Genomic DNA, 24,763 nt, shown 5'->3' on the forward strand with positions numbered 1-24,763 from the left:
TATCACTAAAAAGATTGATTATTTGATTTTATCCCACGGAACCTTCTAAACTAATTTCCAATAGTTTTTGAGCTTCTACAGCAAATTCCATTGGGAGTTTATTTAATACCTCTTTACTAAACCCATTTACTATAAGTGCAATGGCTTTTTCAGTATCTATACCACGTTGGTTGCAATAAAATATTTGGTCTTCACCAATTTTACTCGTGGTTGCTTCGTGTTCTATAATGGCCGTTTTATTTTTAGCTTCAATGTATGGGAAGGTGTGTGCGCCACATTCATTACCCATTAATAAACTATCACATTGTGAAAAATTTCGTGCATTTTCTGCTCGGGAGCTAATTTGAACTAATCCTCTATATGAGTTTTGTGAATTTCCAGCAGAAATACCTTTGGAAATAATGGTGGATTTGGTATTCTTTCCTAAATGAATCATCTTGGTTCCCGTATCTGCTTGTTGATGGTTATTTGTTACTGCTATTGAGTAAAATTCACCTACAGAATTATCACCTTTTAAAATACAACTTGGATACTTCCACGTTACAGCCGATCCTGTTTCTACCTGTGTCCAAGATATTTTAGCATTTTTCTGGCAAATTCCACGTTTGGTTACAAAGTTAAAAACACCGCCTTTGCCTTCCGCATTTCCTGGATACCAGTTTTGTACGGTTGAATATTTTATTTCGGCATCATCCAATGCAATAAGTTCTACAACGGCTGCGTGAAGTTGGTTTTCATCACGACTTGGAGCTGTACACCCTTCTAAGTAACTTACATAACTGCCTTCGTCTGCAATAACTAAGGTTCTTTCAAACTGACCAGTTCCTGCTTGGTTAATTCTGAAATAGGTTGATAATTCCATTGGACAACGAACGCCTTTTGGAATATAACAGAAAGAACCATCACTAAATACGGCTGAATTTAAAGCGGCATAAAAATTATCTTTTTGTGGAACAACGGTTCCTAAATATTTTTTGACTAATTCTGGATGCTTTTGAATGGCTTCCGAAATACTCATAAAAATAATACCTTTTTCACCTAAAGTTTTCTTGAAGGTTGTTGCTACTGAAACCGAATCCACAACAACATCCATGGCCACGTTGGCTAATTTTTTTTGCTCATCGATAGATATGCCTAATTTTTTAAAGGTTTCCAGTAATTCTGGATCCACTTCATCTAAACTGTCATATTTAGGCTTGCTATTAGGAGCAGAATAGTAGGAGATGGCTTGAAAATCGGGTTTCTGGTAATGAACGTTTGCCCATTCAGGTTCTATCATGTCTTGCCAAACGCGAAAGGCTTCTAAACGCCATTCCGTCATCCATTCCGGCTCTTCTTTTCGTTTTGAAATAGCACGAACAACATCTTCATTCAAACCAACAGGAAATGTATCGGATTGGATATCTGTGTAGAAACCGTATTCGTATTCCTTGGTTTTTAATTCTTCTCTTAAATCGTCCTCTGTATATTTACTCATGTGTATTTTCTTTTTTAGTCCTTCCATTTGGGAAGGTTAGGATGGGATTATTATAATGAAAAACTTTCACCACAACCACACGTTCTATTTGCATTGGGATTATTAAAAACAAAACCAGTACCATTCAATCCGCCAGAATATTCTAGGGTGGTTCCAATGAGGTATAAAAAGCTTTTTTTATCAATAATGATTTTTACACCATTATCTTCAAAAACTTTATCGCCATCAACCTGGTCTTTGTCAAATTTTAAATCGTAAGATAAACCAGAGCAGCCGCCGCTTTTTACACCAACACGTACATAGTCGGTTACCGCATTATAGCCATCTTCAGTCATTAATTCAACGACCTTCTTTTTTGCTGTTTCAGATACTTTTATCATAGTCTTAATTAGATTTACTCTAAATAGTATGCAAATATACAATATATGTCATGGATTACCATATAACCTAACATGATATTAACAGATGGAAGCATAGATAAAAATTATGCGAAATTATCTTTAATTTCTAGTGGATAATCTTGAAAAAAATATACGATTTAAACAGCAGTTCCTGTCGGCTGTTAATTTTGAAATGCTGGATTATTAATAAAGGAAGGGTCTGATAAAGTCAGTAAAAAAGCCTTTAAATCGGCTTTGTCTTGAGTAGAAAGCTGCACACCACCTTGTGCTACTTTTTTCATCAACGGATCAATGGTTGGTGAATTTTGTAAGCCTTCACTATAATGATTAATAACATCATCCAAGGTTGCAAAACGACCATCGTGCATAAATGGCGCGGTAAATGCTAAATTACGTAAGGAAGGCGATTTGAATTTGCCATTGTCAGCGGGATCTCCTGTTACGGCTCCAAGTCCCAAATCGGTAATTGTGGCATCCAAACCGTTATTATGAAACATATTATCGGTCCATAACGGGTTGTTGGGATTGCCATGACAGTGAAAGCAATCGCCTCGGGTTTCATCCATAAAAACATTTAAACCGTTGGTTTCTTGAGGTGTTAACGTAGCCTCACCTAGCAAATATTTGTCAAATTTTGAATTGGCCGAAATGAGTGTGCGCTCAAATTGCGCTAAAGCCTTGGTAGCTTTTTCTTTGGTAATCACGCCTTCACCGAATGCATTATTAAATAGATTTGGATATTCAGGATGTTGTTGTAATCTTGTAACAACGGTTTCCCATGTATTATGCATTTCTACGGGATCCTCTACAGGAACTAACGCTTGGTGTTCCAAACTGAAAACGCGACCATCCCAAAAGAATTGTTCGTCATAATTCCAAGCTAAATTAAAGAGTGGCATGGAATTTCTGTTCCCAAGAATACCGTCAATACCTGTGCTAAATTGAGAATTATCTGAAAAGGCATTTTGTGGGCTATGGCACGTTGCACATGCTTGTGTGTTATTAGCGGACAGTAAGGGGTCAAAAAATAATTTTTTACCAAGAGCAACACCCTCCACAGTTTGCGGATTATCAATGGGAATTACAGGGTTGATTATAAATTGCGCAAATAATGGTGGAATAGCCAAAGGTTGGGCCGTTGGCTTATTAACATATTCGTCTGAATCATCTTTACTACAAGACGTAATAAAAATACAGAAAATTAAAAGTGTGTATGTTAATGCTGTTTTCATTTACAATATTTTACTGCGTGATGTTTCCAATAGAAAACACGGTATTGACATTGGCTTGCATCATTTTTTGCGCATCGTAATTTGGCATTAATGAGGTGTCAAGAACATTTAAATCCCAAGTATTTGGGTTTTTGAAAAATTCAGCAATATTCATTTTTATCTCAATGGTAGCATTATTTGTAATTGTGATTGGTGTTGGTAGCATTATTTCGGCAAAATTTTGCTCAAAAACATCTGCGCTTACACGTGCTGTGCCATTGTGAAAATTATATGGCATTGGTGTTGTGTTTACATTATACATGCCATCTAGCTGCATAAAGTGATAACCGCCACCTAGCATTTCTGGCCAATTCCAAGATGCACTATTTAAGTCGGGATAAGCACCATCCATATTATCTGTTTCATTAAAACCCCAAATAAATTTTAAGGTGTAAGTTCCAATTGGAATTATGTTGTTGTCAGGTGAAAAATTATAGGTTGTTTCATTGGATAAATCAGTAAATTTATACCCATTGAAACTATAAATATCGCCGTTTTGATTTGTTAGTTCAAATCGTGAAACCAGATAGCGCAAACTTGTCATATTCATAATTTCACCATGCGCGTTTGTCACGGTTTCAGTTTGAATATTGCTACTATTTATAGCCGTAGCATCCCAATTATGGGTAAAATTAAATGTAATTGCAGCCTTGGTTTGGACAGGCGTTAGGAGATCGTCATTATCTTCACCACAGGAAAAAATAACAAAAGTTAACATTAATATTGAAATTGCTTTTTTCATTTTGTTCTTATTATTAATAAGTCTGTAAAACCTTTATTTTCTAGAATATCACCATCTGAACTACTAGATTTCCCAACACCAATTATGGTGTTATCTTCTAACTCTATTGCGCTTAGACAAAAATCAATAGCAGAACCACCAATGGAATTTTGCTTGATAATGGAGCCATTGGCATCAATTTTTAATAACCAAGCATCATTTTGTCCCTTATTGCTGGACAAATTCCCGTCGGCACTTCTAGAACTCCCTGATATTATAAAGTTTGAATTAGTTGCTTTAGCAATGGATAATCCAGCATCAAAATCACTTCCACCAAACGTTTTTTCCCAAATAATATTTCCGGAAGGTGATATTTTTATAAGCCATAAATCTGCAGCACCTAAATTATTTGAAATATGAATATCACTACTGCGTGTGTCTCCAATAATGAGAAAATTACCATCTCCAGAATCCACTATACTGCGCGCTTCATCTATTTGAGTGCCACCAAAATTTTCTTCCCAGATTATGGTTCCTGAATTAGATATTTTCACCACCCAAAAATCATAATCACCTATATTATTAGCAATGTCAACATCATCACTATCAGAGGATCCAACAATTATGAAATCACCTTCAGTGGTTTGAATGGCATCAAACGGGGAATCGGTAAAGCTTCCGCCATAGTATTTGCTCCATTCAATGGTGCCTTCACTGTTCAATTTTAAAGCCCAATAATCACCACCTGCGTGTTTAAAACTGGCGTTTTTAGTATTTCCTGCGCCTCCAGAAGCTGTAACATCTAAAATACCTGTTATAAAAAACCCGCCATCTTGTGTTATTAAAATGGATTTGCCACGGTCAGCTCCTAAATAGCCATAGGAATGTTGCCATAATAAATTTCCGTTAGAATCTAGTTTTGCCAACCAGTAATCTTGTGCGCCTGCATTGCTGGTTACATCGCCATCATTACTATCACTATAACCTAAAACGGCAAAACCGCCATCTGATGTCTGAACTATATCTTCACCGCGATCATCACCCGATCCACCATAAGTTTTGGACCATTGTATGTCATGATTCGCATTAAATTTTAGCACCCAATAATCATAACTTTCATTAGTCTTATCGGCAATATCGCCATCCGAACTTTGAGTAAATCCTAAAATAGCATAGCCGCCATCCATAGTTTTGATTATGGATTGACCACTTTCATTTTTAGATCCACCTAATGTTGTTACGGTTATGGTGGAGTCCACAGCAGAAGCTGGGGTTGTATCATTATCTGATGAGCAACCCAATATGAATAGTGTCGTTAATAAACTTAATATTTTTAGTTTCAAGGTGAATTTAATTTTGCTTTCTTACTATAAATAAGCCACCTTCAATATCGCTAATAATAATATTACCACTAGCAAAATAAGGGTATACGTTCCAGGCACCATGGAAACTAGTGCTATTATTCGCTGGATAAGAATCAAAGAAGCCAACTTCGGTCATGGTGCTATTACCAATTCCGGAAATATCTACAAATCGAACGCCTGCTGTGTAATTAGCAATATAAAATGTATCGCCCTTTACATAGCCATTATGGTCAATTGCAGCTGTTGGTCCATAATAATCCATGTGAAACAACGGGTTGTCTAAATCTGTAAAATCAAAGACAATGGTTCGCGTATTACCACCAAAACTTTGTTCGTCAGTTTCATCTCCTAAAATGAAATATTGTAAATCATCCGTAAACCAACCTTGATGAGTATAGCCTATATTGGTATAGTCAATACTAGAAATAATTTGAGGATTTGCTTTGTCTGTTACATTTACTATTACAACTTCAGTTTCATTGCTTCCAATTAAAATTTCTTGACCGTTATAATCGGCATCTGGACCATTGTAGTTTAGAACTTGTGCATCATGAGAATATCCAAAAAAGCCACCTTCTTCAACTGGGCTTAACGGATTCTGAATATTAATGAATAAAGGGCCTCCCGCATAGGTTCCACTTCGGCTAGTTCCTACAATGTAGGCATAACCAGAATCTTCATTAATAACAATATTATGAGCACTTCCAAAACCTGTATAATGGGTATCAGCTGTAAACGTTTCTGGCGGATTTGGCACATTACGCAATCGACCTAAATCAAAAACTTGCATACCATAACCACTAGCTTCACTAACAATAAAAGCGTAATCATTATACACTTTAACATCGCGCCAAATATTGCCTCTGTCACCAGGATTAGCAGAAGCTAAACGGCCTAAAAACATAGGGTTTATCGGGTCTGTAACATCCACAAATGCTGTTCCTTGTGTGGTGCCAACAAGTGCATATTCCTTACCTGTTGTGCTATCTGTCCAGCCCCAAGAATCGTTACCCTCGGCATTAGGTTCACCGATAATGTTAACGGGAATATGACTCATTAAGTCATAGCCATTACATGGGTAAGGTCCAGCTATACCATTTTCACAAGGAAATAATGGCGTAGTAGCAGGGGTGTCTTGACAGGCGTTTCCAATACCATCATTGTCATCATCCTCCTGATTTGGATTGGCTATAGTTGGACAGTTATCCTCACTGTCTGGAATACCATCGTTATCTGTGTCTATGATGATAATATCTTCACAGGCATCACCAATTCCATTGTTATTGGCGTCTTCTTGATTTGGATTTGATAATTCAGGACAATTATCTTCATTGTCGGGAATACCGTCGTTATCGGTATCTACAACAACAATTGGTTCTACAGGTTCATCATCACATGCTTGTAGCGTTGAGAAAACAATAACGCAAATAAATAAGAGTTTGATAGTTAGGGGGAATTTAAAAAGGTGTTTCATAGGTTTTTTTGTTGCGGCTTAAAGGGTATTATACACCGCATTGAATTTTAATTATAAACGATTTTCGTGCAATTTTATTGCCTTGATTAAGACTGGATATTAAATTAAAACATGAATTATATGTCATATTTTAAATTAACTTGGACTTTACAAGGTTTCATTGTTTAATCTGAACAAAATTAACGGATTATTTAGTAAAACAGGTGGCATTAAGCTTTTTTTTGTGTTAAAAATGAATTTAGTGTTTAGTCATGATCTTATTTTTTTAGATGAACATGGCTACAAATAACTCCAAGCTTCTTATTTTTGCATTATGATAGAAGATAAAAATCAACAACGCACCCAATTAGAGAATTTAGGCGAATTTGCTCTAATAGATCATTTGACATCGAATTTTAAAATTACTCAAAAATCAACTATAAAAAGTATAGGTGATGATGCGGCTGTTTTAGATTTTGGTAAAAACCAAGTCGTTGTTTCTACCGATTTATTAGTGGAAGGCGTGCACTTCGATTTAAGTTATATGCCTCTGAAACATTTAGGTTACAAAGCCATTATGGTAAATTTATCGGATATTTATGCTATGAATGCTATGGCAACACAAGTCACAGTTTCCATTGCGGTTTCTAATAGATTTCCGCTAGAAGCCTTGGAAGAGTTATATGAAGGCATTCATACAGCAGCCAATATATACGGTGTGGATGTAGTTGGTGGTGATACGACTTCCTCGACGTCTGGATTATTAATTTCCGTTACCGCAATTGGGGAAGTTGCTAAAGGTGAAGCCGTTTACAGAAGTGGTGCTAAACCGAATGATTTATTAGTGGTTTCAGGAGATTTGGGTGGTGCTTATATGGGATTACAAATTTTAGAACGCGAGAAAGCCGTGTTTAAAGTGAATCCAAACAGTCAGCCTGACTTAGACCAATATACCTATATTGTTGAAAGGCAATTAAAGCCAGAAGCGCGTAAAGATATTATTACATTATTGAAAGAATTGGAGGTGAAACCAACGTCTATGATTGATATTAGTGATGGATTATCATCTGAAATATTACACTTATGTAAACACAGCGCGGTAGGTTGCGATTTATATGAGGATAAAATCCCTCTAGATCCTCAAGTAATTTCTACCTGCGAAGAATTTAATATAGATAGCACAACTGTTGCTTTAAATGGAGGTGAAGACTATGAATTATTATTCACCATTGCGCAAGAAGATTTCCCTAAAATACAAGCAAATCCTAATTTTAGTGTTATAGGTTTTATGCAAGAAGCTAGCGCTGGCATGCATTTAGTTACGCGTGCTGAAACTAAAATTCCATTAAAAGCTCAAGGTTGGAAGAGTTTTAATGACGAATAAGCCGTTTTGCAATTAACCCGTAACTCGTAGTGTATTGTCTGTGTAGCTGTTAGAGGCTAAGCGCAAAGCGCGACGTGAATACATTTGCTCTAGGATACTGTTTATTTCCATAAATTTTGGGGTCAGTTCCGTAAGCTTACCATTTCCATTAGTGGTGGCTTGCTTTTTACAATGCTTACATTGGTACTCTTTAACGTGTAAAGTTACTTTTCGCGAAACGTGAAAATCATGACCAAAAATATTGCAATATAATTTCGGTATGAAAGCGATTTTTTGATTAGTAGGTTTCATTCTTTTTGGTTTTGGGTTCCATAAAGCTATCAAAAAAAACACTTTAACCGTTAAAATCAATAATTATTCGATGAAATGCACAATTTCATGTAGGAATAAACCTTCATTTTCAATATAACTCATGTGTCCATCAGGAAAAATGACAAAATTAGTATTTGTCTCTTCGGCTTCCTTTACAAGATCATCACATGGAATAACCGTATCATTACGACCAATAATTAGTAATTTAGGAAATATAGCTGTTTTGAGAATATCAGTTCGGTCAGCTCTAATTTTCATGCCTTCCAAAGCGGCTATTATACCTTGTTGCTGTGTTTTTAGTGCTTCTTTTTTGACATGAGAAATTTCGTCAGTAAGTAAAGACTGGTTTTTTAAAGCGAATAAATTAGTAACAGCCATACTAACAAAAGCTCTGTGGTTTTGCTTAACCGCTTTTACAGCACGTGTTCTATTTATTTTTCGTTCAGGACTATCTGCCTTTGCCGTACTATTCGCTAAACATAATCGCAATATCATAGTGGGGAATTTTTCAGCGAAAGCTAGTGCCACATAGCCACCCATGGAATGACCAATAAAAATACTTTTATCAATTTTTAAATGAACTAAAACCGCATGAATCATTTCTGCCATCAGTTCCATGCTATGAATATATCCCAAACAACCCGTTTTACCATGTCCTAATAAATCAATGGCAATTACCCGATTGGTCTGGATAAGTTCAAGTGTTAAGCGTTCCCACATCGTGCTGTTTTCTAAAAAGCCATGAAGCAAAACGATTGGTGTTCCTTTGCCTTGGTCGGAATAAAAAACAGGAGTACCTTTATAGTCTAATATCATTTTTAAAGTATCTTGGACAAAGATAGCAGAGTTTAAATATTTATAGATTAATCCATTTTTGTTTTTCAGAAATTATATGAATAAAACCAAACAAACACTGATTGTTGCCTTTGCACTTTTCTCACTATTTTTTGGAGCAGGTAACTTAATTTTGCCGCCATATTTAGGCGTGCAAGCTGGAGGTAATTGGTACTTGGTGGCTTTTGGTTTTGCTTTAACAGCTGTTATAATCCCCATTTTAGGAATATATGCGCATGCTAAATTGCAAGGCACTATGTTCGATTTTGGCAAAAAAGTATCACCTATTTTTAGTTCGGTTTATTGTGTGTTTATGTATGCCATTGCCGTTGCTTTACCTGCACCACGAACAGCTTCTGTAACACATGAAATGGCAATTGTACCATTTTTTGATTCGTCTACCTTATTAACAAGCTGTATTTATTTCGCCTTGGTTTTTCTGTTTGTTATGAATCGCTCGCGCCTCTTAAGTTTAATTGGTAAATATTTAACGCCTCTAATTGTTATCATATTATTAATCATAATTGGTTTAGGAATTTATGGCGGCTCATCAGAAACAGTTACTACGGCTGTTAGTTCACCATTTGCGCTAATAACATCAGGAATTTTTGAAGGCTATCAAACATTCGATGCTATTGCTGGTGTTGTGGTTGGTGCTGTTATTGTGTTGTCTTTAAAAACGTATGGAGAAGGTACTTTCGAAGAAAAGAAAAAACTAATCTCTCAAGCTGGATTCATTGCAGGCTTCGGACTATTCATCATTTATGCCGGCCTTATAATCTGTGGGTATTTGTTGCAAGCCAGTTTTTCGGAAAATGCAACCAGAACGGAAGTTTTAACCAGTTTAAGTCAATTAACGTTGGGTAATATAGGGACCACTTTTTTGAGTGTTTTAGTCGCTTTGGCATGTTTTACAACTGCCGTTGGTATTATAACGGGCGCATCTGATTATGTTAGTGGCTTATTCCAGGATTCTCGAAAAGCATATACTATAACTGCTATTTTATCATCCGTAATAGGTGTTATTGTTGGGAGTTATAATGTGGCCTTTATTATTGATATCGCGTTGCCAGCACTTATGTTTATTTACCCTATTACTATTGTGTTGATTCTGTTGAATGTGTTGCCACAAAAATTTGCTTCTGAAACTGTTTTTAAAGCCGTTGTATTGGTCACATTTATTTTCAGTATTCCCGATTTTTTAAAGTTTTTAATCCCTGTAGATAATTTACAAGGTGTCTTGAATAGTATTCCGTTAGCAAATCATAGTTTGGGTTGGGTGTTGCCAGCTTTAATTGTATTTCTCTTGTTAAATTTTAAGAATTTTACGACTAAAAGATTAGCGAATTAAAAATCATGGCTTTACAAGACATCCTATCCTATAATTATCAAGATATTTTCTCCTTAAGTATAGTTGCTTTTGAGAAAGCGTGCGTTGTCAATAAGCCAGAGCAAGTTCATGCCTATAATATGTATTGGATTAAGGACGGAAAGGGGTCTTATAACATAGATTTTAACACCTATGAATTTGATGGTGAAGTGCTTTTCTTTTTAACACCTGGACAAGTTTTTTCAGTTGAACATGAAAAGATTAAGTCAGCTTACAAATTGACTTTTGTTCGAGATTTTTACTGCATTCAAACGCATGATAAAGAAGTGTCCTGCAACGGTGTGCTTTTTAATAATATATACGAAACACCTTTTGTAAAACCTTCAGTAAAAGAATCTTTAAAATTAGAAATTATTTTAGAAGGCTTAATTGAAGAATTTCAAAATAACGAAACAGCCCAATATGATATGCTTCAGGCATATTTAAAACAGTTTATTGTAAATGCAGTCAGAATAAAAAAAGAGACCGGTAGGATTAAAACAGATGAAGACACCAAGCTCTTTAAAGATTTTAGCTTATTGGTTGAACAGAATTTTAGAACGCTTCATAGTGTTACAGAATATGCTAAACGTTTGGGATTATCACCAAAATCATTGACCAAACATTTGCAATTATTAGGTGCCGACACACCGAGTGATGTTATTAAAAAACGTATTATTTTGGAAGCTAAACGTCAATTAATATATTCAGGTGAATCTGTTAAGCAAATAGCTTTCAGTTTAGGGTTTAATGATCCAGCTTATTTTAGTCGCTTTTTTACAAAAGCCACTTCCCAGTCTCCGCTTCAGTATAAAAAAGACTTCAAAAGCCAGTAATATTCTTATTAAGTGCCTTATTGAATGCTATTCTACAAGCATTAGGAACTTTTGTCCATTTTTCTAGGGAATGATTGTGCGCATCTTTGCAGTGTAACAAAAAACAATCATTAACACATTAAATATTAGGATTATGAAAAATGGTAACTTATTAATACGCATCGGATTCGGATTATTATTTGTTCGGGGAGGCGTTGAAAAATTTATTGAAGGATTTTTAGGAGGTGTTGGTCTTCAAAACATGGCAGACTTTTTAAAAAGTAGCGGCTTGGCTTTTTTAGGCGATACAGGAACCTATGCTCTTGGTGCTATTTTAGCGGCTTTAGAGTTAGTGGCAGGAATCTTATTATTTGCTAACAGAAAATTATTTGAAGCGTATGCCTTTTTAGCATTCATCATGTTTATGGCATTAGTATTAGTACATATTTCTTCTGGTAACTGGATGAATATCATGATTCATGTTGCTTTACTTTTCTCATTAGCAGGTTTAGCAATTCAAAGTAAAGAGTTGAAATAATTTACAAATCTTAAATACATATATAATGGATATTCAATTAAAAACAGCAGACTTTAATAAGACCATAGAAACAAATAAAAATGTGGTATTTGATTTTTATGCGGATTGGTGTGGGCCTTGCCAGACATTATTGTCAATCGTGAACAAATTAGCCGCCGAGTTGCAAGATAATGTGGTTATTAAGAAAGTAAATGTTGATCAGGATAGTGAGTTAGCTGCCCAATTTAATGTTAGAAGTATACCTACATTAGTGTTTTTCAATGAAGGAAAAGTTATAGATAGACATTCGGGATTGCTTACAGAAACAGGTTTAAGGGAGAAAATCAACCAAATGCCAACCGTATAAATTAAAAACTTTAAAATATAATATTATGAATACAAGAATTGAAACATTAAATCCAGAAATAGCAACTGGAAAATCAAAAGAGCTTTTTGATATCGTAAAAAATAAAATGGGAATCGTGCCAAACCTTCTAAAGGTTATGGGGAATTCACCAGCCACTTTAGAAACCTATTTAGTACTTGGACAATTAACTGAAAAAGGAAATTTCCAGCCTCAATTTAGAGAGCAATTAGCACTTGCTATTGCAGAAACTAACAGTTGTGATTATTGCCTGTCAGCACATACTTTTATTGGATCCAAGCAAGGCTTAAGTGAAGAAGAAATAAATAATAACCGTCAAGGATTGTCGGCAGATTCTAAAACACAAGTAGCTTTGCAGTTTGCTAAAAAAGTAACTGATAATAAAGGAAAGATTAGTACGCAAGATTTAGAAACCTTTAAAGCAGCTGGATTTAACGATGAAGATGTTATGGAAATTATACTAAATGTCGTGTCCAATACATTAACAAATTATGTCAATCATATAGCTGAAACAATTGTCGATTTTCCAAAAGTGGAAGCTGGCAAATTTTCAATGACGGTTTAAAATAAGTCGAGCTAAAGGACGCGTTGTTTTTACCAGATGGAAATAGACTGGATTATATACTAAAAGAAGGCGCTTTTATAAAAGCGCCTTCTTTTAGTGTATAAACATTTGAAACTAATTATGAATTCATAATATCTTCAATCTCTTCCAATTCAATAGGGATATTGCCCATTAAGTTTTTCGGTGCTCCAGATTCTTGAATCACTAAATCGTCTTCCAAACGGATACCAAAACCTTCTTTAGGAATATAAATCCCAGGTTCTACTGTAAAGACCATATTCGCTGTCATAGGTTCATGAAGTAAACCATAATCATGCGTGTCTAAACCAATATGATGAGACGTTCCATGCATGAAATACTTCTTGTAAGCTGGCCAATCAGGGTTTTCATTTTGAACATCCGCTTTGTCTAATAAACCTAATTTTAAAAGTTCAGACGTCATTAATTTACCAACTTCTACATGGTAATCCGCCCAAATAGTTCCGGGAACTAGCATTTTTTCAGCTTCTTTTTTTACATGATTTACCGCGTTATAAACGTCTTTTTGTCGGTCGTTAAACTTTCCTGAAACAGGAATAGTTCTCGTCATATCACTCGAGTAATTAGCGTATTCTGCACCTACATCTAATAGGATTAAGTCGCCAGCCTTACATTCTTGATTATTCTCAATATAATGTAACACATTGGCATTATTTCCAGACGCTACTATAGGTGTGTAGGCAAACCCTTTGGAACGATTTCTTAAAAATTCGTGCATTAACTCCGCTTCAATTTCATATTCCATAACACCAGGCTTCACGAAATTTAAAAGACGGCGGAAACCTTTTTCTGTAATATTACAGGCTTGTTGCATGATGTCCAATTCAATCTTATCCTTTACAGAACGTAAACGCTGTAAGATAGGATTACTTTTGGCTACATTGTGAGCTGGATACTGCTCTTTTAGTTTTTTATTAAAACGGTCTTCACGTGTTTCCGTTTCGGTATTAGCACGATAATGCTCATTGGTGTTTATGTAAACCGTTTCGCATTGTGCCATGACTTCTTTAAAAATTTTATCAAAATCCTGTAGCCAATAAACGGTTTTTATGCCAGACGTTTCAAACGCTTTTTCTTTGGTTAGTTTCTCACCTTCCCAAACCGCAATATGATCGTTGGTTTCTGTAACAAATAGTATTTCTCGATGCTTTGGGTTTGGGCAATCTGGAAATAGGACCAAGATGCTATCTTCTTGGTCTACACCACTTAAATAAAATATATTTCGGTCTTGTTGAAATGGAATGGTGCTATCTGCACCAATAGGGTATACGTCATTCGAATTAAAAACAGCTAAACTATTTGACTTCATTTGCGCCATAAAGTTTTTTCTGTTTTTAATAAAGAGTTGATTGTCTATAAGATGGTATTTCATGTGTTTGTTTTTTAATTGTCACATGTGTTCGCAATAAAAAAATTATCATTGGTAATAATGTTTTTAGAGCGCTCATTTCATGTGCTTAATTTTGATTTATTCAAAGTTACATGTTTCAAGATAGTTAAGAAAAATATCACATCACTTTTGGTTAATTTTAACACCAAATTTTGATGCTAGTTGCTTTATGTTTAATTTTCAATTTTATTCAATTAAGCACTCCTTTTTTATGAAATGCCTTCAGCTAATCAATTATGGCTTTGTTTTAATGGTTGCAACTGCCTTTAGCCAACAACCTGCAACACCTTCTACTTTAATAGAAAAATCATTAGAACTGAAACACGTTTTAATGCAACAATCGCGCGTTAAAAATATCCCATTTACTAATATTGGACCTACGGTAATGAGTGGTCGTGTAACGGATTTAGATGTGAATCCCGAAAACCCCATCGAGTTTTATGTGGCCTATGCTTCCGGAGGTGTTTGGCATACTGTAAATAACGGTGCGTCTTTTGTGCCAATTTTAGATTCGGCCCATACACAAAATGTAGGTGATATTGCTGTGCATTGGCCTACTAGAACTATTTGGGTTGGTACAGGTGAAAATAATTCGTCGCGTTCTAGCTATGCAGGAATAGGTGTTTTAAAATCTATTGATAATGGCAAAACATGGGAGCATGTTGGATTGCCAGATTCGCATCATATTGGTCGGATTTTAATAAATCCTGATAATCCAAATACTGTTATTGTTGGCGCCACAGGTCACTTATATTCGTCTAATAACGAACGCGGAATCTATAAAACTTTGGATGGTGGTAAAACATGGAAACAGACCTTGTTTGTAGATGATTCTAGTGGTATAATTGATGTGCAACAGGAGCCAAATAATTTCAATACCCTATATGCTTCTTCTTGGACACGAGACCGAAAAGCATGGAATTTTTCAGGAAATGGTGCTAATTCCGCAATTTATAAAAGTGAAGATGCAGGAAATACATGGCAAAAAATATCGACTGAAGCTAGCGGTTTTCCTACGGGAATTGGTGTTGGTAGAATAGGGCTAGCTGTTTTTAATGAAAACATAATTTACGCCTTGCACGATAGTCAATTTCACAGATCGGATTCAAAAGGAAAAAGCGAAATACGTGGCTTAACAAAGGAAGACTTTAAAACCATGACCGTAAATCAGCTACTAGATATAGATGATAAAAAGCTGAATAATTATTTAAAAACCAATGGTTTTCAAGAAAAATATCGCGCAGATAATGTGAAGCAACTCGTGCGGACTGGGACCGTAAAACCCATAGATTTAGCGCATTATTTAGAGGATGCCAATGCCATGTTATTTGATACGCCAGTAATTGGTGCTGAAGTTTACAAAAGTACAGATGGGGGGAAATCTTGGAAAAAAACACATGACGATTATTTAGAAGGTTTGTACTTTAGTTATGGTTATTATTTTGGTGAAATTCGTGTGGATCCCCAGGATGCAAATGGGATTTATGTTTTAGGGGTTCCCATTTTAAAATCGAAAGATGGTGGGAAAACATTCACATCTATCAGTCGCGAAAATGTCCATGCTGACCATCAAGCGTTGTGGATTAATCCTAAAAAATCAGGTCATTTAATTGATGGTAATGATGGAGGATTAAATATCAGTTATGACGATGGTGAAAACTGGGAAAAACTAAATGTGAATGCCGTTGGACAATTTTATGCCATTAATGTCGATAACCAAAAACCTTACCATATTTATGGTGGCTTGCAAGATAATGGGGTTTGGGTTGGTCCTCATAATGCTAGAGAAAGCAAAGGTTGGCATCAAAGTGGGCAATATCCATGGGAAGAACTTATGGGTGGCGACGGTATGCAAATTCAAATAGATAGTAGAAATTCTAATATCGTTTTTACAGGGTATCAATTTGGTAATTATTACAGAATAAACAGAAAAACCAACGAACGAAAATACATTCAGCCAAAGCATGAATTAGGCGAAACCCCCTATCGTTTTAATTGGCAAACGCCAATCTTGTTGTCGTCACATAATCAGGATATCTTGTATTTGGGCGGCAATAAACTCATGCGTTCCATGAATCAAGGTGACACTTGGCAAGCCATTAGCCCCGATTTAACCAATGGCGGTAAAAAAGGAAATGTTGCCTATGGAACCTTGTCCAGTATTAGTGAATCGCCATTTAATTTTGGATTAATATATACTGGAAGTGATGATGGTTTAGTACAGGTATCTAAAAATGCTGGTGGTTCTTGGGAATTGATTTCTAAAAGTTTTCCAAAGGATTTATGGGTATCACGCGTAATTGCATCTCAACATAAAAAGGAACGCGTTTATGTAGCACTCAATGGTTATCGTTGGGATGACTTTAGCACTTATATATATATGTCAAATGACTATGGAAAAACTTGGAAAGCTATCGCTTCCAATATGCCTATGGCTCCTGTAAATGTGATTAAGGAAGATCCAAAAAACGAAAACATTTTATATGTCGGGACTGATAATGGCGTTTATGTGTCCTTTAATCAAGGTGATTATTGGGAAGCCTTTTCAAATGGTTTGCCAGCTGTTGCTGTACATGATTTAGTTATTCACCCAGACGCTAACGATTTAATATTAGGAACTCATGGCCGTAGTTTATATACCGCCAATATTGAGCCGCTTCAAAAAGTGAATGCTGCTTTATTGGCTAAAAATGTAACGGTATTTCCTATGGAATCTATGCGTTATTCCTCACGATGGGGAAGTTCTTGGAGTCAATACTTAGAGCCTTACGTGCCAGAAACTAGTATTAAAGTTTATGTGAAGGATGCCGGAAAACACACTATTGAAATTCGTTCAGCAAACAACGATTTACTAAATAGTATTACTGCTTATTTGGATGCAGGCTTCAATTATGTTTCTTATGATTTGTCGATAACCGAAAAAGGCAGAAAAGCACTGATGAAGCAACAATCGGATTTAACTATTCCGAAAGCGCAAAATGATACATACTACCTGCCAAAAGGTCTTTATAGTGTTCAAGTATCAGGGGGAATTGTGGATTTTGAAGTTAAGTAAGCATACAGTAAACATACTTTTTTTATTAAGTTTACGTTATTAACCCCAAATATTAAATTATGAAAATTTTAAATCTAATTATGTGCATCGTTCTTCTAGGAATTACTTCCTGTAGTAATGAATCTATAAACGAGCCTATAGGAAATCCTGCACCTGAAGAAGCCAATTTGGTTATTAAATTCAAATTTGATCCAAATCAAATTCGCTTGAATAATTTGGGTCAGCCAGCAACTATTCCAAATGGAAATGCGGCACAATCGCCAAATTTTGCAAGGATGAGTTCAAATTATATTGAATTAGCACCTACAGCAAATACCTTATTAGGAGAAGGAGCCATCGTTTACGAAGGGCCATCAACGAATTTAGGAGGTGAAAAAGCTATAGATTTCAGTCAGGCTAAATTTGCCGGAAGTAATGAAACGTTTGTAACCATTCCGTTAAGTGAAATTGCAGCAGGTAGTTATAGTTGGGTACGCGTATCTTTAGCATATCAAGAAGGCGCTATTAATTTTTTAGCGGCTGATGGAAATGAGTATTCGGGAACATTAGCAAGTTTTGTTGGGTATAATACATATATTCCAGACTTAACATTTAATGGTGTTACTTTTCCGGTTAATGCTAATAAACTTCAAGGCTTTTGGGCTTTTGAAGCTTTAGGTTTTACATCTCAAGGTCAGGCTCCACCTGGAGCAACAACAGTTCCAAATCCGTTATTTGATTCCTCACCAATTCCGCAGGGTTCTTGTGTGGTGACAGGCAAATTTGAAAATGGACTAAACATTACTGGAAATGAAACCGAAGATGTCGTTGTTACCTTATCATTTTCTGTAAATAATAGTTTCGAGTGGACCGAAATTACAGCCGATGGCAAATATGAACCGCAAGCGGGAGAGCAGTTAGTGGATATGGGTGTACGTGGCTTGATTCCAATGATTGATTAACATTAAGCTTTAATAAATATTAAACCCGTTTGATAGTATTAGTTGAACGGGTTTGCTTTTCTGTTTAAAATCATTCTAAATAGATAATATAAATGTCTGTATTTTGTCTAAAACTGATTTGAAACGTATCTTTGTTTGATAAATATTAAACTTCAACAATGAGCGGAATTTTGAATTCTTCGATTGGAAGAAAATTTGCCATGGCACTTTCGGCACTCTTCCTAATGATTTTTTTACTACAGCATTTTGCTATAAACCTCTTATCAGTATTTAGTTCTGATACGTTTAATGATGTGTCTCACTTCATGGGAACCTTCTGGTTAGTGCAGTATCTTTTTCAACCTATTTTAATTTTCGGTGTTATGTTCCATTTTATAATGGGATTTGTGCTAGAAATTAAAAACAATAGTGCTAGAAAAATTAGTTATGCTAAAAATAATGGCAACGCCAATTCATCATGGATGAGTAGAAACATGATTTGGAGTGGAGCAGCTATTTTGGCTTTTATTGTGCTTCACTTTATCGATTTTTGGTTTCCAGAAATTAACACCAAGTATATCCAAGGAGATATGTCTGGATTATTAGCCGATGGCGAAGGATTTAGATACTACGAAGAATTGGTTCATAAATTTGAAAACCCACTACGTGTTGCAGCTTACTGTTTAGCGTTTGTGTTTTTAGCATTGCATTTATTGCATGGTTTTATGTCCGCCTTCCAATCCATTGGAGCAAATAACAAATACACACGAGGATTAAAAGGTTTTGCAAAAGTATATGCAATAGGTATTCCATTAGGATTTATTTTTATTGCGCTATTTCATCACCTAAATCACTAAAAAATATATCTAATATGGCTTTAGATTCTAAAATACCAAAAGGTCCACTTAAAGATAAATGGACTAATCATAAAAACTCAATCAATCTGGTTAACCCAGCAAACAAGCGTTTAATAGACGTTATTGTTGTAGGTACTGGATTAGCTGGAGGTTCAGCAGCGGCAACGTTAGCGGAATTGGGTTATAACGTAAAAGCTTTTTGCTTTCAAGATTCTGCCAGACGTGCGCATTCTATAGCAGCACAAGGCGGAATTAATGCCGCTAAAAATTATCAAGGTGATGGTGATTCAACCTACCGTTTATTTTATGATACGGTTAAAGGTGGGGATTACCGTTCGCGTGAAGCTAACGTATATCGTTTAGCTGAAGTATCTGCTAATATTATTGACCAATGTGTGGCACAAGGTGTTCCTTTTGCACGTGAATACGGAGGATTATTAGATAACCGGTCATTTGGTGGTGTATTAGTTTCCAGAACATTTTATGCAGCTGGTCAAACAGGTCAGCAATTACTATTAGGAGCTTATTCGGCATTAAATCGTCAAATTGGTCGTGGTAAAGTAAAAATGTACAGTCGCCATGAAATGTTAGACGTTGTTGTAGTAGACGGAAAAGCGCGTGGTATTATTGCACGTAATTTAGTAACCGGTGAAATAGAACGTCATTCAGCGCACGCTGTTGTTTTAGGAACTGGAGGTTATGGAAACGTTTTCTTCTTATCAACAAATGCCATGGGTTCTAATGTAACGGCCGCATGGAAAGCGCATAAGCGTGGTGCTTATTTTGCGAATCCATGTTACACACAAATTCACCCAACTTGTATTCCTGTTTCTGGAGATCATCAATCAAAATTAACCCTAATGTCCGAATCGTTACGAAACGATGGACGTATTTGGGTGCCTAAACATAAAAAAGACGTTGAAGCTATTCGTGCTGGAAAATTAAAACCAACACAATTAGAAGAAGCCGATCGTGATTATTATTTAGAACGTCGTTATCCAGCCTTTGGTAATTTAGTGCCTCGTGATGTTGCATCGCGTGCCGCTAAAGAGCGTTGCGATGCTGGTTATGGTGTAAATGCTACGGGCGAAGCGGTTTATTTAGATTTCGCATCTGCATTTATGCGCTACGGAAAAGAGCAAGCCCACGTAAAAGGATTAGATGAAAATGATGAGGCACTTGTTAAAAAATTAGGGCAAGAGGTAGTAAAAAACAAGTATGGTAACTTGTTCCAGATGTATGAGAAAATTGTTGATCAAAATCCATACGAATCACCAATGATGATTTATCCAGCCGTTCACTATACCATGGGAGGTATTTGGGTAGATTATAATTTGCAAACTACCGTACCAGGATTATATGCCATTGGAGAAGCTAACTTTTCAGATCACGGTGCTAACAGGCTTGGTGCCTCGGCTTTAATGCAAGGTTTAGCAGATGGTTATTTTGTATTACCTTATACAATAGGCGATTATTTAGCGGATGATATTAGAACAGGCCCAATTCCTACAAATTCAGCAGCATTTGATGAAGCTGAAAAAAGTGTTCGTGATAATATTGAACACTTAATTAATAATAACGGAACGCATTCTGTTGACCATTTCCACAAACGTTTAGGGAAAATTATGTGGAACAAATGTGGTATGGCTCGTAATGCAGAAGATTTAAAATCTGCTATTGTAGAGATTGCGGAGCTGCGTAAAGAATTCTGGAAGGATGTTCGCGTACCAGGAACCAATGAAGAGTTTAATGAAGAACTTGCAAAAGCATTACGTGTTGCCGATTTCCTAGAACTAGGTGAGTTGTTTGCTAAAGATGCGCTTTTACGTGAAGAATCTGCCGGTGGACACTTTAGAGAAGAATATCAAACCGAAGAAGGTGAAGCACAACGTAGAAAGGAATTCCAATACGTTTCAGCTTGGGAGTATAAAGGTGAACCAAAAGACGCTTTGTTACACAAGGAAGATTTGGTTTTCGAAAATATTGAAGTGAAAGAAAGAAGTTATAAATAAGAAGGAAAGCTATGAATTTAACGTTAAAAATATGGCGTCAGAAAAACGCTAACGATAAAGGAAAATTGGTTGAATATCCAATCAGTGATATTTCTCCAGATATGTCTTTCCTAGAAATGTTAGACGTATTAAATGAAGGTCTAATTAATAAAGGTGATGAGCCTGTAGAATTTGATCACGATTGTCGTGAAGGAATTTGCGGAATGTGTTCATTATATATTAATGGGGAAGCCCATGGTCCAGATCGTGGTGTAACTACGTGTCAATTACATATGCGTATGTTTAAAGATGGCGACACCATTGTTATTGAACCATTTAGAGCAACAGCATTTCCTGTAATTAAGGATCTAGTGGTTGACAGGTCTGCTTTTGATCGGATTCAACATGCAGGTGGATTTATTTCCGTAAATACCTCCGGAAACACCATTGATGCTAATGCTATTCCTGTTAACAAACACGATGCCGATACTGCATTCGATTCAGCCACTTGTATTGGTTGTGGCGCCTGTGTAGCGAGCTGTAAAAACTCATCGGCTATGTTATTTGTGGGAGCTAAAGTATCGCAGTTTGCTTTATTACCTCAAGGTAAAATTGAAGCAACAGATCGTGTTTTAAACATGGTTAAGCAAATGGATGAAGAAGGTTTTGGTAACTGTACCAATACCGGAGCCTGTGAAGTGGAATGTCCTAAAGGAATTTCATTAGAGAATATTGCACGTATGAATCGTGAGTATTTAAAAGCAAGTTTAAAAGGATAAAAATTTTTAATTAAAACAAAAAAATCCCAAGTTTAATCTTGGGATTTTTTTGTTTCTTTATACTTATAATTTATACTAATGACTCGCATTAATTTTATTCTGTTAACCGCCTTTGTTTTACTGTATTCCTGTAGGTCTTCAGGGCAAATAAATCAACCTTATAGTTTTAATTCTGACAATCTACTCCATCATGTTAAGGAATTATCATCTGATGCTTATGAAGGCAGACGAACGGGGACAGCTGGAGCAACCAAAGCAAAAGCGTATATCATTAAGCAATTAGAATTACTTGAAGTTATACCTTTAGTTCCAAATTTTGAACAGCCTTTTACATTCGAGAGTCGAAATAAATCCTATAATGGCGTCAATATTCTTGGATCTATAAAAGGAACGGAATATCCTGATAAATATATTGTATTAACGGCACATTATGATCATGAAGGGATTAAAAATGGCCAAATTTATAATGGCGCAGATGATGATGCATCTGGAGTCAGTGCCTTATTTGCTTTTGCGGAATCTTTTAAAAATAATCCACCAAAACACTCTGTAATTTTAGCCTTTTTTGATGCCGAAGAATTAGGGCTTCAAGGGTCTAAATACTTTGTAGATAATTCAATTGTATCAATAACCTCTATTATCCTTAATATCAATATGGATATGGTATCGCGCAATGAAAACCAAGAATTATATGTTACCGGAATTAAAAGCCATTCGCACTTGGAAACGGCTTATACAGATCGTAAAATAACGGAAGGTGTAACAGTTATTGCTGGACATGATGGAACAGATGGAAAACAAAACTGGATGTTTGCTTCGGATCACGCGCCTTTTCATTTAAAAAAGATTCCGTTTTTATATTTTGGTGTAGAAGATCATGAAGATTACCACCAGCCAACAGACGTTTATGAAAACATCCATCCAGAATTTTATAAAAATGCTGTAGAAAGCATTATTAGTATGTTTTATCTTATAGATGCTATGACATTCTAAAAGTTTAATTTTTTCTATGAAACACCAACCAAACGCGTATTACAATAAACAATTAGAAAACTATCAAACCGCTGTAAAAACGTTTAATAAAAAGCTTTTTACATTTAGCATGTTGCGTTTGGGTATTTTTTTAGGAACGGTATTAGGCGTTTATCTTACGTTTCAAAATTGGCAAGTTACTTTAGGAGTAGGAGTTGTAGGGGCTGCAGTCTTTATTTTTACACTTGCTAAATATACCGACATTAAATACCAACGTAATCTTCATAAAGCTTTAGTGACTATAAATGAAGATGAATTGGCTATAGCTACGGGTAATTTTCATGAGCGATTAGATGGATTAGAGTTTCAAAATCCAACACACTTTTATAGTTTAGATATCGATTTGTTTGGGAAAGGGTCCTTCTTTCAATTTATAAATAGAACTTCTATTAAGGAAGGTGCTAAAACACTTGCAAACGCTTTAAATGCCAATGATATTGACAACGTCAAATCTCGACAAGAAGCCATCAAAGAATTAGCCGATAAACCAGATTGGCGTCAGCATTTTTCGGGTGTTGCATCGTTGATTCATGTGGAAACACCAGCTGTAAAAATCATTGAGTGGTTAAAAAGTCACCAGATATTTCTACCAAAAATGATGGCATGGTTTCCCTTGGTATTTACCGTAGCTTCTTTGGTAATTGTAGGACTTGCCGTACTTCAAGTTATTGCACCTATTTTTGTGTTATTATGGTTGCTTTTAGGACTAACCATTACAGGAGTTTACTTAAAGAAAATAAACAATCTGGCTAGTAATACGGATAAAGTAAAAGACACTTTTAGACAGTATGCAACGCTTTTAAATCAGATAGAACAGGAAACATTTACCTCTAGGTTATTAAAAGATAAGCAAGAACAGATTCAATTAAAACATCAAAAAGCATCCGAAATTTTTGCCAAGTTCTCTAAACATTTAGATGCCTTAGATAATCGGAATAATTTTATTTCCGCACTTTTAGGGAATGGTTTTTTTCTAATCGATTTAAAAAATAGTTATAAAGTAGAGCAGTGGATTGCCCAATACCATGAAACGGTTGCACATTGGTTTGAAGTGGTTTCTTTTTTCGATGCCTATAATAGTTTAGGGAATTATGGGTTTAATCATCCAGATTATGTATTTCCAAATATTGTTACTAAAGAAACCACCATTGAAGCAAAACATTTAGGACATCCTTTATTAGATGCGAAAAAACGGGTTGCTAGTGATTTAACCATAAACAACCAGGAGTTTTTAATTGTAACTGGTGCTAATATGGCAGGGAAGAGTACGTTTTTAAGAACGGTTTCCTTACATATTGTTATGGCAAATGTGGGTTTACCAGTTTGTGCTGCCTCAAGCAATTACCAACCCATTAAGTTAATTACAAGCATGCGTACCAGCGATTCGCTAACGGATGAAAGTAGTTATTTCTTTTCCGAATTAACACGCTTAAAATTTATTGTAGACGCTATTCAAGAGGAACCGTATTTTATTATTCTAGATGAAATTTTAAAAGGGACCAATTCTACTGATAAAGCCATTGGTTCTAAAAAGTTTGTTGAGAAATTAGTAGCTTCCAATGCCACGGGGATTATTGCGACTCACGACTTAAGTTTATGCACGATTGAAACAGAACTAGAGCCCGTAAAAAACTACTATTTCGATGCGCAAATTATTAATGACGAACTCTTTTTCGACTATAAATTCAAAAAAGGCATTTGCCAGAATATGAATGCGAGTTTTTTATTGAAGAAAATGGAAATTATTTAATGTGACAGACCTAACAGATTTTTGAAACCTGTTAGGTCTATTTTATTTTTTTCCGATACTAAAAAAGCCTCACAATTCCATT

At 35.6% G+C, this 24,763-nt stretch carries 21 protein-coding genes; 13 read left to right on the plus strand and 8 right to left on the minus strand.

Going from position 1 to position 24,763, the window contains the following annotated elements; translation table 11 throughout:
* Nucleotides 1-28 precede the first annotated feature (28 nt).
* The 6 genes from sufB to ACN0QX_RS09685 all read right to left on the minus strand — a co-directional run bounded on the left by sufB (nt 29) and on the right by ACN0QX_RS09685 (nt 6,708).
* Nucleotides 29-1,477 carry a Fe-S cluster assembly protein SufB gene (gene sufB, locus ACN0QX_RS09660; protein WP_417196657.1) on the minus strand — a complete coding sequence of 483 codons (1,449 nt, stop codon included), beginning with the start codon at nt 1,475-1,477 and terminating at the stop codon, nt 29-31.
* 50 nt (nt 1,478-1,527) lie between these two features.
* Complete coding sequence (locus ACN0QX_RS09665) at nt 1,528-1,857, minus strand: HesB/IscA family protein (RefSeq protein WP_248396452.1); 330 nt, start codon at nt 1,855-1,857, stop codon at nt 1,528-1,530.
* Nucleotides 1,858-2,039: 182 nt separating this feature from the next.
* Nucleotides 2,040-3,110 (minus strand): cytochrome-c peroxidase, encoded by a 1,071-nt coding sequence (locus ACN0QX_RS09670; protein ID WP_417196659.1) that lies wholly within the window; start codon nt 3,108-3,110, stop codon nt 2,040-2,042.
* 10 nt (nt 3,111-3,120) lie between these two features.
* Nucleotides 3,121-3,891 (minus strand): MbnP family protein, encoded by a 771-nt coding sequence (locus ACN0QX_RS09675; protein ID WP_417196661.1) that lies wholly within the window; start codon nt 3,889-3,891, stop codon nt 3,121-3,123.
* Complete coding sequence (locus ACN0QX_RS09680) at nt 3,888-5,213, minus strand: hypothetical protein (protein WP_417196663.1); 1,326 nt, start codon at nt 5,211-5,213, stop codon at nt 3,888-3,890. Before ACN0QX_RS09680 ends, ACN0QX_RS09675 begins: the two co-directional genes overlap by 4 nt.
* 7 nt (nt 5,214-5,220) lie before the next feature.
* Complete coding sequence (locus tag ACN0QX_RS09685) at nt 5,221-6,708, minus strand: choice-of-anchor B family protein (RefSeq protein WP_417196665.1); 1,488 nt, start codon at nt 6,706-6,708, stop codon at nt 5,221-5,223.
* Nucleotides 6,709-7,021: 313 nt separating this feature from the next.
* On the opposite strand from ACN0QX_RS09685, the gene thiL reads away from it, so the two are divergent.
* Nucleotides 7,022-8,071 (plus strand): thiamine-phosphate kinase, encoded by a 1,050-nt coding sequence (gene thiL / locus ACN0QX_RS09690; protein ID WP_248396441.1) that lies wholly within the window; start codon nt 7,022-7,024, stop codon nt 8,069-8,071.
* Between the two features lie 354 nt (nt 8,072-8,425).
* On the opposite strand, the gene ACN0QX_RS09695 is transcribed toward thiL, so the two are convergent.
* Nucleotides 8,426-9,199: an alpha/beta fold hydrolase gene (locus tag ACN0QX_RS09695; protein ID WP_417196667.1), complete on the minus strand. Its 774-nt coding sequence runs from the start codon at nt 9,197-9,199 to the stop codon at nt 8,426-8,428.
* Between the two features lie 76 nt (nt 9,200-9,275).
* Between ACN0QX_RS09695 and brnQ the strand changes: the two genes are divergently transcribed.
* From brnQ to ACN0QX_RS09720, 5 genes are all read left to right on the plus strand, one after another.
* Nucleotides 9,276-10,568, plus strand: a complete 1,293-nt coding sequence (brnQ, locus tag ACN0QX_RS09700) for a branched-chain amino acid transport system II carrier protein (RefSeq protein ID WP_417196669.1) — start codon at nt 9,276-9,278, stop codon at nt 10,566-10,568.
* Between the two features lie 5 nt (nt 10,569-10,573).
* On the plus strand, nt 10,574-11,422 hold the full coding sequence (locus tag ACN0QX_RS09705) for a helix-turn-helix domain-containing protein (RefSeq protein ID WP_417196671.1): 849 nt from the start codon (nt 10,574-10,576) through the stop codon (nt 11,420-11,422).
* 133 nt (nt 11,423-11,555) lie between these two features.
* On the plus strand, nt 11,556-11,939 hold the full coding sequence (locus tag ACN0QX_RS09710; protein WP_417196672.1) for a DoxX family membrane protein: 384 nt from the start codon (nt 11,556-11,558) through the stop codon (nt 11,937-11,939).
* A gap of 25 nt (nt 11,940-11,964) precedes the next feature.
* Nucleotides 11,965-12,285, plus strand: a complete 321-nt coding sequence (gene trxA / locus ACN0QX_RS09715; protein ID WP_417196674.1) for a thioredoxin — start codon at nt 11,965-11,967, stop codon at nt 12,283-12,285.
* 25 nt (nt 12,286-12,310) lie between these two features.
* Complete coding sequence (locus ACN0QX_RS09720; protein WP_417196676.1) at nt 12,311-12,868, plus strand: carboxymuconolactone decarboxylase family protein; 558 nt, start codon at nt 12,311-12,313, stop codon at nt 12,866-12,868.
* Between the two features lie 118 nt (nt 12,869-12,986).
* On the opposite strand, the gene ACN0QX_RS09725 is transcribed toward ACN0QX_RS09720, so the two are convergent.
* Entirely contained in the window at nt 12,987-14,279 is a 1,293-nt protein-coding gene (locus ACN0QX_RS09725) for an aminopeptidase P family protein (RefSeq protein ID WP_248396424.1), read from the minus strand.
* Between the two features lie 229 nt (nt 14,280-14,508).
* On the opposite strand from ACN0QX_RS09725, the gene ACN0QX_RS09730 reads away from it, so the two are divergent.
* The 7 genes from ACN0QX_RS09730 (at nt 14,509) to ACN0QX_RS09760 (ending at nt 24,681) form a co-directional block, all read left to right on the plus strand.
* A complete protein-coding gene (locus ACN0QX_RS09730) occupies nt 14,509-17,352 on the plus strand; it encodes a VPS10 domain-containing protein (protein ID WP_417196678.1) in 2,844 nt (947 codons plus the stop codon).
* Between the two features lie 59 nt (nt 17,353-17,411).
* Nucleotides 17,412-18,293: a hypothetical protein gene (locus ACN0QX_RS09735; protein ID WP_417196680.1), complete on the plus strand. Its 882-nt coding sequence runs from the start codon at nt 17,412-17,414 to the stop codon at nt 18,291-18,293.
* A 158-nt stretch (nt 18,294-18,451) separates the two neighbouring features.
* Nucleotides 18,452-19,129 (plus strand): succinate dehydrogenase cytochrome b subunit, encoded by a 678-nt coding sequence (locus ACN0QX_RS09740; RefSeq protein ID WP_248396417.1) that lies wholly within the window; start codon nt 18,452-18,454, stop codon nt 19,127-19,129.
* Nucleotides 19,130-19,143: 14 nt separating this feature from the next.
* A complete protein-coding gene (locus ACN0QX_RS09745; RefSeq protein ID WP_417196682.1) occupies nt 19,144-21,141 on the plus strand; it encodes a fumarate reductase/succinate dehydrogenase flavoprotein subunit in 1,998 nt (665 codons plus the stop codon).
* An 11-nt stretch (nt 21,142-21,152) separates the two neighbouring features.
* Nucleotides 21,153-21,899, plus strand: a complete 747-nt coding sequence (locus ACN0QX_RS09750; RefSeq protein ID WP_248396413.1) for a succinate dehydrogenase/fumarate reductase iron-sulfur subunit — start codon at nt 21,153-21,155, stop codon at nt 21,897-21,899.
* A 78-nt stretch (nt 21,900-21,977) separates the two neighbouring features.
* Nucleotides 21,978-22,892, plus strand: coding sequence for a M20/M25/M40 family metallo-hydrolase (locus tag ACN0QX_RS09755; RefSeq protein ID WP_417196684.1), 915 nt, complete (start codon nt 21,978-21,980; stop codon nt 22,890-22,892).
* A gap of 16 nt (nt 22,893-22,908) precedes the next feature.
* Entirely contained in the window at nt 22,909-24,681 is a 1,773-nt protein-coding gene (locus ACN0QX_RS09760; protein WP_417196686.1) for a MutS-related protein, read from the plus strand.
* Nucleotides 24,682-24,763: the final 82 nt, after the last annotated feature.

Origin of the sequence: Bizionia sp., from assembly GCF_048259285.1 — a bacterium.
Lineage (GTDB): Bacteria > Bacteroidota > Bacteroidia > Flavobacteriales > Flavobacteriaceae > Algorimicrobium > Algorimicrobium hallyeonense.